The 14464-nt window shown below is 37.0% G+C and carries 16 protein-coding genes and 4 tRNA genes; 14 read left to right on the forward strand and 6 right to left on the reverse strand.

Translation table 11 applies throughout. The annotated features are described in order from the left end of the window. Positions 1 to 8 precede the first annotated feature (8 nt). The 3 genes from ACQW5G_RS05435 to ACQW5G_RS05445 all read left to right on the forward strand — a co-directional run bounded on the left by ACQW5G_RS05435 (position 9) and on the right by ACQW5G_RS05445 (position 2763). Positions 9 to 1721: an ABC transporter ATP-binding protein gene (locus ACQW5G_RS05435; RefSeq protein ID WP_429970447.1), complete on the forward strand. Its 1713-nt coding sequence runs from the start codon at positions 9 to 11 to the stop codon at positions 1719 to 1721. Next, the gene (locus ACQW5G_RS05440) at positions 1714 to 2544 is read left to right on the forward strand and encodes an energy-coupling factor transporter transmembrane component T family protein (protein WP_429970448.1); all 831 of its coding nucleotides are present in this window, start codon (positions 1714 to 1716) and stop codon (positions 2542 to 2544) included. Before ACQW5G_RS05435 ends, ACQW5G_RS05440 begins: the two co-directional genes overlap by 8 nt. A gap of 69 nt (positions 2545 to 2613) precedes the next feature. Then, on the forward strand, positions 2614 to 2763 hold the full coding sequence (locus tag ACQW5G_RS05445; protein ID WP_429970449.1) for a hypothetical protein: 150 nt from the start codon (positions 2614 to 2616) through the stop codon (positions 2761 to 2763). A gap of 74 nt (positions 2764 to 2837) precedes the next feature. Here the strand turns inward: ACQW5G_RS05445 and ACQW5G_RS05450 are convergent, their stop codons facing one another. The 5 genes from ACQW5G_RS05450 to ACQW5G_RS05470 form a co-directional block, all read right to left on the reverse strand. Beyond that, positions 2838 to 3668, reverse strand: coding sequence for a hypothetical protein (locus tag ACQW5G_RS05450; RefSeq protein WP_429970450.1), 831 nt, complete (start codon positions 3666 to 3668; stop codon positions 2838 to 2840). Between the two features lie 105 nt (positions 3669 to 3773). After that, a tRNA-Asn gene (locus tag ACQW5G_RS05455) sits at positions 3774 to 3847 on the reverse strand. Between the two features lie 29 nt (positions 3848 to 3876). Then, a tRNA-Asn gene (locus ACQW5G_RS05460) sits at positions 3877 to 3950 on the reverse strand. A gap of 30 nt (positions 3951 to 3980) precedes the next feature. Then, positions 3981 to 4054: transfer RNA gene (locus ACQW5G_RS05465), tRNA-Asn, on the reverse strand. Positions 4055 to 4085: 31 nt separating this feature from the next. Then, positions 4086 to 4159: transfer RNA gene (locus tag ACQW5G_RS05470), tRNA-Asn, on the reverse strand. A gap of 362 nt (positions 4160 to 4521) precedes the next feature. On the opposite strand from ACQW5G_RS05470, the gene ACQW5G_RS05475 reads away from it, so the two are divergent. From ACQW5G_RS05475 to ACQW5G_RS05495, 5 genes are all read left to right on the forward strand, one after another. Further along, positions 4522 to 4737: a hypothetical protein gene (locus ACQW5G_RS05475; RefSeq protein WP_429970451.1), complete on the forward strand. Its 216-nt coding sequence runs from the start codon at positions 4522 to 4524 to the stop codon at positions 4735 to 4737. Between the two features lie 128 nt (positions 4738 to 4865). Further along, the gene (locus tag ACQW5G_RS05480) at positions 4866 to 5708 is read left to right on the forward strand and encodes a hypothetical protein (RefSeq protein ID WP_429970452.1); all 843 of its coding nucleotides are present in this window, start codon (positions 4866 to 4868) and stop codon (positions 5706 to 5708) included. Positions 5709 to 5785: 77 nt separating this feature from the next. Further along, the gene (locus ACQW5G_RS05485) at positions 5786 to 7312 is read left to right on the forward strand and encodes a chloride channel protein (RefSeq protein WP_429970453.1); all 1527 of its coding nucleotides are present in this window, start codon (positions 5786 to 5788) and stop codon (positions 7310 to 7312) included. 17 nt (positions 7313 to 7329) lie between these two features. After that, positions 7330 to 7908 (forward strand): hypothetical protein, encoded by a 579-nt coding sequence (locus tag ACQW5G_RS05490; RefSeq protein WP_429970454.1) that lies wholly within the window; start codon positions 7330 to 7332, stop codon positions 7906 to 7908. A gap of 139 nt (positions 7909 to 8047) precedes the next feature. Continuing rightward, positions 8048 to 8617, forward strand: a complete 570-nt coding sequence (locus ACQW5G_RS05495; protein WP_429970455.1) for a TetR/AcrR family transcriptional regulator — start codon at positions 8048 to 8050, stop codon at positions 8615 to 8617. Between the two features lie 40 nt (positions 8618 to 8657). Here the strand turns inward: ACQW5G_RS05495 and ACQW5G_RS05500 are convergent, their stop codons facing one another. Further along, positions 8658 to 9344, reverse strand: coding sequence for a winged helix-turn-helix domain-containing protein (locus ACQW5G_RS05500; RefSeq protein WP_429970456.1), 687 nt, complete (start codon positions 9342 to 9344; stop codon positions 8658 to 8660). A 153-nt stretch (positions 9345 to 9497) separates the two neighbouring features. Here ACQW5G_RS05500 and ACQW5G_RS05505 point away from each other — a divergent pair, with 153 nt between their 5' ends. From ACQW5G_RS05505 to phoU, 6 genes are read left to right on the forward strand one after another with little or no spacing between them, the layout of a single operon-like run. After that, a complete protein-coding gene (locus tag ACQW5G_RS05505; RefSeq protein ID WP_429970457.1) occupies positions 9498 to 10358 on the forward strand; it encodes a phosphate ABC transporter substrate-binding protein in 861 nt (286 codons plus the stop codon). Positions 10359 to 10369: 11 nt separating this feature from the next. After that, the gene (gene pstC, locus ACQW5G_RS05510) at positions 10370 to 11290 is read left to right on the forward strand and encodes a phosphate ABC transporter permease subunit PstC (RefSeq protein ID WP_429970458.1); all 921 of its coding nucleotides are present in this window, start codon (positions 10370 to 10372) and stop codon (positions 11288 to 11290) included. Beyond that, positions 11290 to 12180, forward strand: coding sequence for a phosphate ABC transporter permease PstA (gene pstA, locus ACQW5G_RS05515; RefSeq protein WP_429970459.1), 891 nt, complete (start codon positions 11290 to 11292; stop codon positions 12178 to 12180). The genes pstC and pstA overlap by 1 nt, the downstream gene beginning before the upstream one ends. A 13-nt stretch (positions 12181 to 12193) precedes the next feature. Then, positions 12194 to 12982 carry a phosphate ABC transporter ATP-binding protein PstB gene (gene pstB, locus ACQW5G_RS05520; protein WP_429970460.1) on the forward strand — a complete coding sequence of 263 codons (789 nt, stop codon included), beginning with the start codon at positions 12194 to 12196 and terminating at the stop codon, positions 12980 to 12982. 11 nt (positions 12983 to 12993) lie between these two features. Continuing rightward, complete coding sequence (gene pstB / locus ACQW5G_RS05525) at positions 12994 to 13752, forward strand: phosphate ABC transporter ATP-binding protein PstB (RefSeq protein ID WP_429970461.1); 759 nt, start codon at positions 12994 to 12996, stop codon at positions 13750 to 13752. A gap of 18 nt (positions 13753 to 13770) precedes the next feature. Further along, positions 13771 to 14445, forward strand: a complete 675-nt coding sequence (gene phoU, locus ACQW5G_RS05530; protein ID WP_429970462.1) for a phosphate signaling complex protein PhoU — start codon at positions 13771 to 13773, stop codon at positions 14443 to 14445. The last annotated feature ends 19 nt before the right edge of the window (positions 14446 to 14464 follow it).

Genomic DNA, 14464 nt, shown 5'->3' on the forward strand with positions numbered 1-14464 from the left:
TGACGATTATGACGGAACCGATTGTTTCATTTACTGATTTTTCCTTTAAATATAACAGTCAAATGGAACCTAGTCTTCAACACATAAATTTGAATATTATGCCGGGTGAAAAGGTGCTGATTGTCGGACCATCAGGAAGTGGAAAGTCGACATTGGCGAAGTGTATCAATGGATTGATTCCCAACGTTGATGAAGGTGTCATCACTGGAAATGCGAAAGTTGCTGGCCATTCGGTGGGTAAAACGGAGTTATTCGAACTCTCGTTTTCGGTCTCAACGGTTTTGCAAGATACTGATAGTCAGTTCACGGGGTTAACTAGTGCGGAAGATATTGCTTTTGCGTTAGAAAATGATGAAGTACCACAAGCTGAAATGCACGAGATCGTTTCTAAATGGGCGAAAAAATTAAACATTACTGGTATTTTGAATAATGCACCTCAAGCTTTATCTGGCGGACAAAAACAAAAAGTTTCTCTTGCAGGAGTATTGGTGAATAATGCGCCCATTTTGTTATTAGATGAACCCTTGGCGAACCTTGATCCACAATCTAGTTTGGCAATTTTAGCCTTAGTTAATCGTTTGCAAAAAGAACTTGGCTTTACGGTGATTATGATTGAACACCGTTTAGGTGAGGTATTATCACAAGAAGTTGATCATGTTGTAGTCTTTAATGAAGGAAAAATTGTTAGTGATTCTGATGTGACCACGTTATTGCGTTCTGATATTTTGGAACAAAACGGAATTGAACCGCCATTGTACATTGATGTTTTGAAAGCTGCCGGCGTGGATTTAAGCCAGTATGCTGAACTAGATAGTTTAGCTAAGATGAATTTAACTGCTGCAGATAAAGCTAAAGTTGTGGCCTGGGTTGAAGCTGGACAATACGTGAAACCAAAATTATCTGATATACCACTTTTAGAGGTGAAAAACGTTGGTTTTGCTTATACGAATAATCAACCTCATCCACTTAAAGATGTTTCCTTTACCATTAATGAGGGTGATTTTGTCAGTGTCGTCGGTCAAAATGGGGCTGGTAAATCAACCATTATGAAATTGATTTGTGGTTTCTTACGTGGAACTGGTGAAATTGATTGGCAAGGAAAATTTCTAGCTGATGAATCAGTCAAAGAAATTGCTGAAAAAATTGGATTCGTGATGCAAGATCCGAACAAGATGATTTCCCAAAAGACGGTTTTTGATGAAGTCGCTTTAGGTTTGAATTTACGGCATTATGATGACGTTGAAGGTCGAGTTGCCAAAGTCTTACGCGTTTGTGGATTATATCCATTCCGTAATTGGCCAATTAGTGCCTTGAGTTATGGACAACGTAAACGGGTAACGATTGCTGCTATTTTAGTTTTGAATCCTAAATTATTGATTCTGGATGAACCAACGGCTGGACAAGATTGGGATACTTACACCACAATTATGACTTTCTTGGAAAAATTACATCGTGATGGCATTACGATTGCAATTATCACGCATGATATGCAATTAATGACCGAATATACTGATCGTTCATTAGTGTTTGGTGACGGAAAGTTACTGGCTGATACCACACCATTTGGTATTTTAAATGATGATAAATTAATTAAAGAAGCTAATTTAGCCAAGACGAGTTTGTCAGAATTAGCCAAGCTAGTTGGAGTTTCAGATGAACGCTTAGTGCGTCGTTTTATCCAACTTGAACAAAAGACAAGGGGGCAACGAATCGATGAATGATGCTAAAACAATTGGATTTCATCCTGGAAATACCTTTTTGTATCACATTAATGCGACCGCAAAATTGTTGTTCTTCCTCTTTGTGTCAGTAGCTTGTATGACAACTTTTGACACGCGTTTTTTGGTGGCAATTGCGATTTTCTCATTAGTGATTTTTTATCTTTCTGGTTTGAAATGGCAACAAGTTGCGTTTGTCGTGAAATTTATTGCGGTATTCTCAATTTTGAACGTCTTGATGGTTTTTGTCTTTTCCCCCAGTTATGGGGCTAATTTGTACGGTAGTCGCACAGTGTTATTACATGCTGGTTATTTAACGGTTACCTCACAAGAGTTATTCTACTTGTTGAATGTAGCGCTGAAGTATGTTTGTACCGTTCCATTGGCGCTCGTGTTCATTATGACCACTAGTCCTAGTTTGTTTGCTTCAAGTTTGAATCGGATGGGTGTGAGCTACAAAGTTAGTTACGCTGTGTCACTAACTTTGCGTTACATTCCCGATATTCAACACAGTTTTTGGGATATTTCCTATGCTCAACAAGCACGGGGAGTGGAATTATCAAACAAAGGCAAGTTGATGGAACGTCTGAAAGGAATTGTTAGTATCGTAATTCCGTTGATTTTATCGAGTTTTGAAAATATCGATAAGATTAGTACCGCTATGCAACTTCGTCGTTTTGGAAGTAAGAAAAAACGAACCTGGTATGAGTCACAACCATTCCGTGGTCGTGATTTTGCGACTGTTGGTTTGGCAATCGCGTTATTCTGTTTGACTTTGGCATTGTTCAAAGTGAATAGTGGCCGATTCTTTAATCCATTTAAATAAAATAAAAGCTCGTTTTCGTGAGAAAACGGGCTTTTATTGTGTATGATATTTGGTAAAGGAGTGATGACGATGGAAACTTCTAGATTAATGCAAAAGTTTGGTTATCAAATTGATTGGCCAAATGAAGGTGAATTCAATTGGGGTGAAGATTTTGGACGAGAAATCATTGAACCAGACGACACTACTAGCGATGAAAGATGCCGAAAACAACAAGACTAAATATATTGGCGACACAGTTGAAGAAGTAATGAAATGGGTTGATAAACTATAAAAAGTTTATCAACCCATTTTTGTTATCTAAAATTTAAAATCAAACGCATGAACCACATCTCAATTAGACTAATAATCATACAGATGAAAATCAAAATGAGTAGTACTAACCAAAGGGCAGCGATGATCATAATAAATTTTTCAAAGAATAGCAGGAATGAAAAATTGAAGGTTTCTAAGAGGCCACAAATCAGACTAAGCACAAAGACAATTATGAAGTAACTAGGAAGTCCCGTATAGCTAGAATGTAAATCTTGTTCTGACAAGCTGAAAACGGTGGAACTAATGATTCCAATCAGAACAATTAAGATTAGTTGGTGGACGATTCCAGCTGACAGAAAGGCAGAAATGATATTACCTAGCCAGGTAGTAGTTAATTTAGAAAGTAACGATAAAAAATTAGTGACATTTAACTGGCTAATTTGGTGTAATGGCAACATAGAATAAACTGGATGACAGAGAAACTTGATTAACAGCCAAAAGACGAAAAGACCCATAAATAAGGGCGCTAAGCCAATGAAAAAGCTACCAAGAGTTTGGTACCAATTGTGCGGATTATAACTATTTTCAACGCTTCCCAAGGTTCCATCTTCTGGATGAAAGTTTAAGAGTTTAATTTTAGTAATTCGATGTAAAAAGATTAACGCAAAAACGGCATGACCTAACTCATGAATAATAACTCCGAGGCCACCAATCCAATATTGAGATTTGAAACTGAAATTATCAACCATATATGATTTTAAGTTTTTTGCTAAATAATAACTGATAAAGCCACCTAATAGTGGGAGGCCAATTAAAGCGACTGACAGAAAGATGAATAAGTTAAAGATGTTAATTCCTAAATTTTCGAGCATGATAGATGATCCTTTGATTGTTTAATATTCATCTATTATACGCCCAATCGAATTATGACCAATAGAAAAAGCCGCGAATTCAAGGAATTCACGACTTGGGGATGACTGCTGTGGCTGGGCTCGAACCAGCGACATCTTGATTAACAGTCAGGTGTTTCTACCAACTGAACTACACAGCAATAATTGTTATTTTTGGATTAAGATCCAACTGACGTGGCTGGGCTCGAACCAGCGACATCCTGATTAACAGTCAGGTGTTTCTACCAACTGAACTACACGTCAATGATTGTTACTTTTGAATTTAAGATTCAACTGCTGTGGCTGGGCTCGAACCAGCGACATCCTGATTAACAGTCAGGTGTTTCTACCAACTGAACTACACAGCAATAATTTGTTACTTTTGGATTAATGATCCAACTGACGTGGCTGGGCTCGAACCAGCGACATCCTGATTAACAGTCAGGTGTTTCTACCAACTGAACTACACGTCAATAATTTGTTTGTAGCTCTCTGCTACAAGAACTATATTATCATCTAGTGTTCGTTTTTGCAACTTGATTTTGTGATAACATATTTAATTGTTCTACTTTCGTGTTTATATGTATAAAATAACGTTAAAATATTCGTAATTTTAAATAAAAAGCCGAATAACTATGATTTTTAGTTCACACGGTGTCAGATTGTACGTGAATTTGATGAATATATAGGTGTAAATGGCTAAAATTAAGCAAAAAAACTTTTATTTTTCGGTAATTTTTTTAATATTTGTTAGCTTTTGATTGAATGTTTGTGTTTTTAATTGGAATTTTTATAAATGATATAATAAAATAAATTTAAAATAGGAGAGAATGGTATGAAAAATAGATTAGTTGCAAGTTGGATATTATTAGTATTAAGTATTATCTTATTAGTTTCAACAATTATAGAAATATTTACTGACAAATATTTGTTCCAATACATTGGGTTTTCATGTAGTGTTTCATCATGGCTTCAATCAATTCTTGGAGTTATTGTTCCAATGGTATTATTAGTTTTAATCATTAGTGCACAAAGAAACAAAAAGCAATAACTATTAACACTCCAAAGTTAGAGAATGGTTGTTTTTTGATTCCTTTTTTATAATGCCGTAAACTTTAAATTTTTCTAAAGAGTGGTAGAGTAATTATTATAAATATAATTACATAGTGAGGGATTATTGTGAGTAAAACTAATAAGATTTTGATTGGAATAGTGGTGGCTTTTCTAGTTATTATTGGATGCGGAACGGCTGGATTTATCAAAGCCAACCAACATAAAAACGTTAAAAATAATGTTAAATCACAAACTGAAAAGACTAGTAAAGCTAAGCCAGTTACTGGAAATAATGTGCTTAAAAATAATGTTGGAAATAGTTCAAGTAAAGCTAATAATGACAGTAATTTTAATAGTGAAAAATGGACAGTTCAATCAGCAAAGAACTTTTTACAGAAAGTTAACGATACTTCATCAGATGGGGCCAAAGCTGTTAGCGAAGCCAATGTTGATTATGTAGCAAGTAATGATTTATATGGTTTTCCTGGCAATAGTATTTTCTTATTTCAAGAAAATAAAAGTGGTGTTGGAGATGGCGGGGTAGTTTTAACTAAAAATAATGGCAATACTGTAACTATGGTTGAAGGTAGTGGAGCTGAAACTATGCCTGCTGTAAAAGTAGTAATTGACTCGAAAACATTTAAAGTTATGAGTAGTAGTGATATTGTTAACGGTCCAGATACAATTTATCATTATTTTGGATTGAAAAATCCAGGAGAAAATTCTAAATCTAATGACAACGATTCAGATAGTAAATCATCATCCGATGACAATTCTAGCGATAAGAATTCCGATTCAAACGACGATAAATCAAATTCTGATGATAAGTCATCTGATAAGTCGGATTCTAATGACGATAAATCTGATTCAAACAAAGATAAATCAAGCGATGATGACAACTCTGACAGTAACAATGATTCCCAAAATTCTGACACCAATAACAATAATGATGATTCAGATAATAATTAACAAAGAGAAGCGGAATGCTTCTTTTTTTGTCCTTTCAAACTGATACAATTAAGATATTAAAGTTTGGAGATGAACGCATGGATTCAAAAATGAAAAATATTCAATTCGTGGGAATTAGTGCCATCATTGGAATTTTGACCGGAATCGTAATTTCAGTTTTTCGGTTACTAATTGAAAAAGGATTGAACTATAGTTTAATGAGTTTTGCGATGATTCGGCATAATTTCAATGTATTATGGCTTGTAATCGTCGTTTTTGTCCTAGTCGGAATCACAGTTGGTTTATTGATGAAGGGTAATCCTAATATCCGTGGATCAGGAATTCCCCAAGTTGAAGCTCAACTATCTGGTAATTTAGAAATGAATTGGTTTTCGGTGTTATGGCGAAAATTCATTGCGGGTGTTTTAACTGACAGTACCGGAGTTTTCATGGGACGTGAAGGTCCTTCAATTCAACTTGGTGGAGCAGTTGGTCAAGGAGTTGCGCAAGGATTTAAGAAACATGGATCGGATCGCCGCTTATTAATTGCTACCGGTGCTGCAGCTGGTTTATCAGCGACTTTCAGTGCTCCACTTGCGGGAACTTTTTTCGTAATGGAAGGTATTTATCGTAATTTTCAACCAACTGTCTGGTTATCGGCTTTAACTGGTGCAGTTACAGCAAATTTTGTGTCGTTTAATGTCTTTGGACTAACACCAATTTTGCCCATTTTTTACAAACACGTATTTCAGCCGCTTGATTATTGGCAGCTAATTCCCTTTGGTTTGGTGTTGGGTGTGTTAGGCTATATCTATAATCAAGGATTATTAGATTTTCCCTTATGGTATGCAAAATTACGCATTATTCCGTGGTATTTTATGTGTTTGATTCCCATTCTCTTAGTGATTCCGATTGGAATTTGGTTTCCGGAAACCACTGGAGGTGGTAGCAAAATTATCATGTTGGTATCCACACATAGCTATCCCTTAAAAATGTTGGCTTTTTATTTAGTCTTACGGATTATTTTTGGCTTAGTTTCTTATGGTGCAGGAATTCCGGGGGGCTTTTTTATGCCAATCTTAGCTGCTGGAGCCTTGATTGGAGCAGTCTACGGAGCTAGTATGCATCAGCTTGGTTTAATGAATAATGCATATACCAATAATTTGTTGGTTTTTGGCATGGCCGGGTATTTTACGGCAGTTAGTAAGGCACCATTTACATCAATTATTTTGATTACTGAATTAGTTGGGAGCACCCATAACTTTATGTCACTCGCAATTGTGGTTTTGGTAGCCTATGTCACTTCAGATACGTTAGGGAGTCAGCCGATTTATCAAGCGTTAGCCGAACGACTTACTAAAATTCACAAATATTTAGATTCGAAAGAACCAACTGATTTAGTGAAAATGCCAGTTTACGAATACAGTCAGATTGCACATGAATTTGTTCGAGATGTTAAATGGCCTGGAAACTCGATGTTAGTAACCATCAAACGGGGAAATTTAACCATCATTCCGAAAGGAAAAACTAAAATTCTACCAGGCGATACTTTGTATGTATTGGCGCACAAAAATAACGTGGGCTATTTGTATGAAAAAATGCGAGAGTTAACTACTAGTGATTAAATTCAGAGGTTAATAAAATGGATATTGATGCAAAATTTCAAGATGATTTAAAATTATTAGATATGAACTATGATCAAGCTGTTCAATATTTGTTGAAAAAATACGGACCAGCTGAGCATAATTATTTTACAGAGCAATCTTATGATAAATTTCTAGCGGGAATTAATAAAACGCTGACGAAAGGTAAAGTGAGTCGCACTAAAGAAGGCTTATATTGTCATCATATTGATGAGATTCACGCTTTAAATTTAAGTAATCCCCGCTTCATTAAGTATTATCGTTATCCATATGCCTATCAGAAAAAAGAACGATTAGTTTACTGTAATCTGATTGAACATCTCATTTTACATGCCTTAATTACTTACGAAACGAAGCGTCAATTTGGTTATCCCGGCTTTCAAATTTTAGCCGTTAACGTTTTTGATTGGTATGTAAAGGGTGAAGTTCCCCGAAAAAACACCTGGAAGTTTAATACCTATACGGCAGCTTATTTACCGAAAGATTTAGTGATAAAATTAAATCCGAAATTAAATAATTTGGTTAATTTAGGGGCTACCACAACCGAAGAGTTACAACAAAAATTACAAGCAAACTAAAAAAGCAGCGTAGAATTTAAATTTTACGCTGCTTTTTTGCTACTTTAACAAATTATAATAAACTAAATCGGCTAAAAACCAAAGCTTATGGAATAGTGCGATAATAAAGTTAACTAGATGAGATTGGAATGAATAAGTAATGAGACAAAATACAAAAGTTAAAATTGCAAAAGCGTTAATTGACGAAGTTGCAATTATTCCACTATCAGAAATTAATGTTTCAAATTTGATTAATGAATCAGGAGTATCGCGGAAGTCATTTTATAATCATTTTGATGGTCTTGACTCAGTCTCGGATTACACGATTGAAATGGTTAATGATAGCTTAGATTTAGATGATTTTATGCAGATTGATAATACTGAAGAACTGGTAACGCGTGGATTTGAAATATTAACAAATGCGATTTATAAGCATCGAGACGAAATTAAAATATTATATACCAGTGATTTAAGCGGGCGTTGGATGAAATTTTTAATTACGACTTATTCCACAATTGTTAAAGAGGTCGTCTTTGCCAATTATAATAATAAGAATATTATTCCTAAGAGTGCCGCAATCACAGTGTATGTCTACACCATGATTGCTTTAATTAAGGACTGGATTACGCAACCAATTCCTGTGAAACCAGTTGTTTTCAGAAAGTATCTAGCTAAGGTATTAAAGACGGCTCCAGAAGATTTAATCTATGGACCACATCATAAATTTTAACCAAGAAAAGCCCCGCAAATTTTTTACGAGGCTTTTTTATTTACGATATTTTTTTGAAGTCTCCGACAAAATGATAACCAAAACCACGAACCGTTTTGAGATATTGCGGATGTTTCGGATCAGGTTCAATTTTATCACGCAGGTGACTGATGTGGATATCCACCATCCGCGAGGTTTGTGAGACATCATAAAGATCTCCCCAGACCCCTTCAAGTAATTGCTGACGACTTAAAACATTCGGTGAATTTTCAATTAAATAGACTAATAATTTTAATTCCTTAGGGGTCAATCCAAGGTCTTTTTCGTTTTTAAAGGCTTTATATTTTTGGCGGTCAATGACAACGTCACCAACGACATAGCTGGGTTTTTGATGTTTATCTTTATTGATGGGCTTAAGACCTAAGCGCGCATACAAATCCTGTTTCTGTTGTAACCGGGCCATTAATTCTTGAAAGTCAAACGGTGTAACAACCACGTCATCAAAGCCGGCTTTAATGACATCGATGGTTTCGTTTTTATCTTTAGCCAACATGATAATGGGGATCTGATGATGGCGTCTGATTTTGGATAATTTATCTTGATTATCTGAAAATGGGAAACTATCTAAGTCCCAAAAGAGACCAACACTTTGCTTTTGTACCATCATCCGATCAACGTGACTGATCTGATCGACAGTATCGACAAAATATTCTTGTTCGTTAAACGCCTGACTCATATTAATTGCCAACCGCAGTTTTTCCGTTACTAACGTTACGTGCTGCAAGAGATCACCCCGTGTTTTTTAATTTACACAATCTTTACACAAATCATAAATTACCTTTACAACCCAATATTATACTTAGTTTTGTAATTAAGAAAAGCAATTACTAGGAGATCGCTAATGAAATTGAAAAGATTAGTACCAGTTGGAATCGCGTGTGTCGGGCTTTTGATGCTGACCGCATGTGGTGGAAAAAATAAAGAAAATTCTGTAACGGCAGTTGGTTCAACTGCGATGCAACCGTTAATTCAAAAAGCGGGAAGTGATTATCAAGCCAAACATCCAGAAACAAACATCACAGTTCAAGGTGGTGGGTCTGGAACTGGTTTGAGCCAAGCGGAAACGGGCGCTGTTAATATCGGTGATTCAGATATCTTCGCGGAACAAAAAGAAGGAATTCACGCTGATAAGATGGTTGACCATCAAGTCGCCGTTGTGGGAATCACACCAGTTGTGAATGACGAAAATGGCGTTTCAAATTTAACTTCGAAGCAGTTATTTGAAATCTTCACTGGGAAAATTAAGAACTGGAAAGAAGTCGGTGGAAAAGATTTACCAATTATCGTAATTAACCGAGCTCAAGGAAGTGGAACCCGAGCAACGTTTGAAAAATTTGTCTTACAAGGCAAAGAAGCGGTAAAGAGTCAGGAACAAGATTCAAACGGAACAGTGAAGAAGATTGTTCAAAATACTCCCGGAACAATCAGTTACCTTTCATTACCATACTTAAATAAACAAATTAAATCAGTGAGTGTGGATGGCATTAAGGCTACTCCCGCAAACATTGAAACTAACAAATGGAAAATCTGGTCATACGAGCACATGTACACCAGCAAGAACCCAAGTGCCAAAACCAAAGCGTTTGTAAATTACTTGTTATCAGAAAAGACACAAGAAGAATTAGTGAAAACGGCTGGTTATGTCAGTGTTCACGATATGAAAGTGAAAACCGATGCTAAGGGCATTGTGACACCGAAATAGGAGAAATTACGATGAACGAAATTCAAAAGCAATTATTGCGACCCAGTAAAGCGACCAAGCAAGATCGCACTGGTAAGATTATCAGTTTAATCTGTGTCAGTTTTATCTTAGTCTTGACCGTCGCCATTATCGGATTTATCGCCATCCACGGAATGGCAACTTTTTATGAAAATCATGCTTCACTGACTGATTTCTTATTCGGGAGTAATTGGATGCCTGGTAAACTAGGTCCCGATAAACAACCACAAGTGGGAGCTTTCCCAATGATTGCGGCATCTTTTGCGGTAACGTTATTGGCAGCATTATTAGCTACACCATTTGCAATTGCCGTTGCTCTTTACATGACTGAGTTAGCGCCAAAACGAGGGGCTAAAATGTTGCAACCAGTGATTGAATTATTAGTTGGAATTCCATCAGTTGTCTACGGATTTATTGGACTAGTCGTTGTTGTTCCTGCCGTTCGGATAAGTTTTGGCGGAACTGGTTTCGGAGTGTTAGCCGGATCATTAGTCTTATTCGTGATGATTTTGCCCACGATTACTTCATTGACGATTGATAGTTTGAAACAAGTCCCAGATCATTACCGAAAAGCATCATTCGCCTTAGGAGCAACGAAATGGCAAACGATTTATAAAGTTATTTTACGTGCTGCGGCACCTGGAATTATGACTGCAATTGTCTTCGGAATGGCGCGGGCTTTTGGGGAAGCCTTAGCTGTTCAAATGGTCATTGGGAATGCCGTGTTAACACCAACTAGTTTAATCACACCAACCTCAACCTTAACGAGTCAATTAACTTCTCAAATGGGAGATACCATTATGGGAACCCTACCTAACAATGCCTTATGGTCACTAGCATTAGTGCTATTGATCATGTCAGTAATCTTTAACGTCTTAGTTAAAATTATCGGAAAACGAGGAACAATGAAATAATGAAAAATGCGCAACGTACCAATGACCTTGCCATCGTGGGCATCAAAGCCATGGTTGGTGTAGTGGTCTTAATCTTAGCCGCTTTACTTGGCTACATTTTAATTACCGGATTGCCTCATGTATCTTGGAAATTCTTAACGACGACTTCCAAAGAATTCGGAGCCGGTGGGGGAATTGCCAACCAACTTTTTAACTCAATTTATATCTTGATCATTACTTTGGTAATTTCTTGTCCGCTAGCGTTAGGAGCCGGAATCTATCTTTCTGAATTTGCCAAACCATCATTCTTAACTAGTAGTATTCGGACCACTATCGAAGTTTTGAGTTCTTTACCATCAATCGTAATTGGGTTATTCGGTTACTTAATCTTGGTCATCAAGTTCCAATTTGATTTCTCAATCATCTCAGGAGCATTTGCTTTGATGTTCGTTAACATTCCGTTGTTAACGCGAAATACCGAAGAAGCTTTACATGCGGTGCCACATTCACAACGAGAAGCTGGTTGGGCACTAGGATTATCAAAGACACGGACCATTATGAAAATTATTTTGCCAGCTGCCGTACCTGGTTTAGTAACTGGAGTGATCTTGAGTGCTGGACGCATCTTTGGAGAAGCTGCTGCGTTAATCTTTACTGCTGGTCAAAGTACACCAGTGATTAGTTACAGCGACTGGAACCCAATGAGTCCCACTAGTTTCTTAAATCCCATGCGTCCCGCTGAAACATTAGCCGTGCACATTTGGAAATTGAACACTAACGGAATTACACCAGATGCTAACCAAATTTCGAGTGGGGCATCGGCCGTCTTGATTCTTGTTATTTTAGCGATTATCATTCTCTCACGTTGGTTAGGAAACTTCCTGTACCGCAAGATGAGTGGAACCAAGTAGAAAGGAATCCAAGATGAACACATTTAGTTTAGACGATAACTACACAATTGATATTCAAGGTGACTTAGCGTTAGAAACCAAGGAAATGAATGTTTTTTATGGTAGCAAACAGGCCACTTTTAACGCTAACCTTAAATTTCCCAAACATAAAATTACCGCATTAATCGGGGCTTCTGGTTCTGGTAAGTCAACTTTTCTTCGGAGTTTAAACCGCTTGAATGATGATATTGCGAATGTAACGGGCGAGATTGAATACCAAGGTGTTGATATTAACGGCAAGAACGTGAATGTTTACGAAGTCCGTCATAATATTGGAATGGTGTTTCAACATCCGAATCCGTTTGCAAAATCAATTTACGAAAACATCGCGTTTGCACTACGTCAAAATGGAATTACTGATAATTTAGATGCTCGGGTTGAAGAAAGTTTACGCGACGCAGCGTTATGGGATGAAGTGAAAGACAAACTCAAAGAGAGTGCTTTGTCACTTTCTGGGGGACAACAACAACGACTTTGCATTGCCCGCGCGATTGCTGTCAAACCAGATATTTTATTGATGGATGAACCGACCAGTGCGTTGGATCCGATTTCCAGTCGTAAGATTGAAAATACGATGCAAAAATTAAAAGAAAAATACATGATTATTATTGTGACTCACAACATGCAACAAGCAGCACGATCAAGTGACTTTACGGCGTTCTTCCATTTAGGACATGTGATTGAATACAACAAGACGACCAAATTATTTACCAACCCGAAAATGCCAGCAACTGAAGCTTACATTTCAGGACACTTTGGCTAAAGGAGATTCTAATGACTGAAACATTAATCAAAACTAGTGATATTCGTTTGTACTATGGCGAAAAAGAAGCTTTACACGGAATTAATCTAGATTTTAAAGAACATGAAATTACTGCTTTAATCGGACCTTCTGGTTGTGGTAAATCAACTTATCTTCGTTGCTTGAATCGCATGAATGATTTAGTAAATGGCGTGACGATTACGGGAAGCTTTCTCTTAGATGGCCAAGATATCTATGGTTCAAAACAAAACGTAACAGAGCTACGTAAGAAAGTCGGAATGGTGTTTCAACAACCAAACCCATTTCCGTTTTCGGTGTATGACAATGTAGCTTATGGTTTACGGGTGCAAGGTATCAAAGATAAGAAAATCTTAGATGCTAAAGTCGAAGAAAGTCTTCGTCAAGCTGCAGTTTGGGACGAAGTGAAAGATAACTTGGATAAAAATGCGTTATCATTTTCTGGGGGACAACAACAACGAATTTGTATTGCGCGTTTGTTAGCCGTGAAACCCGAAGTGATTTTGTTGGATGAACCAACCAGTGCCTTGGATCCTATTTCTAGCGCCAAAATTGAAGAAATGTTGCTCCAAATCAAAGACCAATATACAATCATTATTGTGACTCACAGTATGCAACAAGCATCGCGAATTTCTGATAAGACAGCCTTTATGTTGAACGGAGATTTGGTAGAATATGGGAAGACAAAGAAACTTTTCTTAAATCCAGAAAAACAAGCAACCAGCGACTACTTGAACGGAAAGTTTGGATAATCCAGGGGGATATTAATTATGGTAACTACATTTGAAGATCGTTTAGCAAAATTACGTCAGAGTTTTAACGCTATGGGTGTTGACGTGAGTGAACAAATTTATCAAGCCACTAAATCATACATTGATCATGATGTGGAATTGGCGGAAAAAGTTAAGCTTGATGATGCTGAAGTGAATGACAACGAATCACACATGGAAAAACACGCGATGAATTTGATTGCGTTACAACAACCTGTTGCCACTGATTTTCGGGTCATTATGAGTTTCTTGAAAGCCGGAACAGATATGGAACGAATTGGGGATGCAGCGGTCGGAATTTCAAAGGAAACCATTCTAGCAAAAGGTAATCCGCGGATGCCTGAAATTGAAGAAGTCATTGCAAAGATGACCAAGCATATTCGCAAGATGTTGGAACAAATTCTAGGGGCTTATACAACTTTCAATGCCAATATTGCGACTGAAATTGTGCAAGAAGACCATAAAATTGACCAATACTATGCTTCAACGAGAATTGCGATTACCAAAGGAATTTTGGCTCATCCAGAAACGGCCGTTGCAGCTTCAAGTTACTTGATGGTTATTCGTTACCTTGAACGAATTGGTGATCATATCGTTAACTTGGCAGAATACTTGATTTACAGTGAAACCGGTAAGATTGTTGAACTTGGTGAAACTGATTTCCGGGAAAATTAGAACATACGAAAAGGAAGAC

Origin of the sequence: Fructilactobacillus sp. Tb1, assembly GCF_050500285.1 — a bacterium.
GTDB lineage: Bacteria > Bacillota > Bacilli > Lactobacillales > Lactobacillaceae > Fructilactobacillus.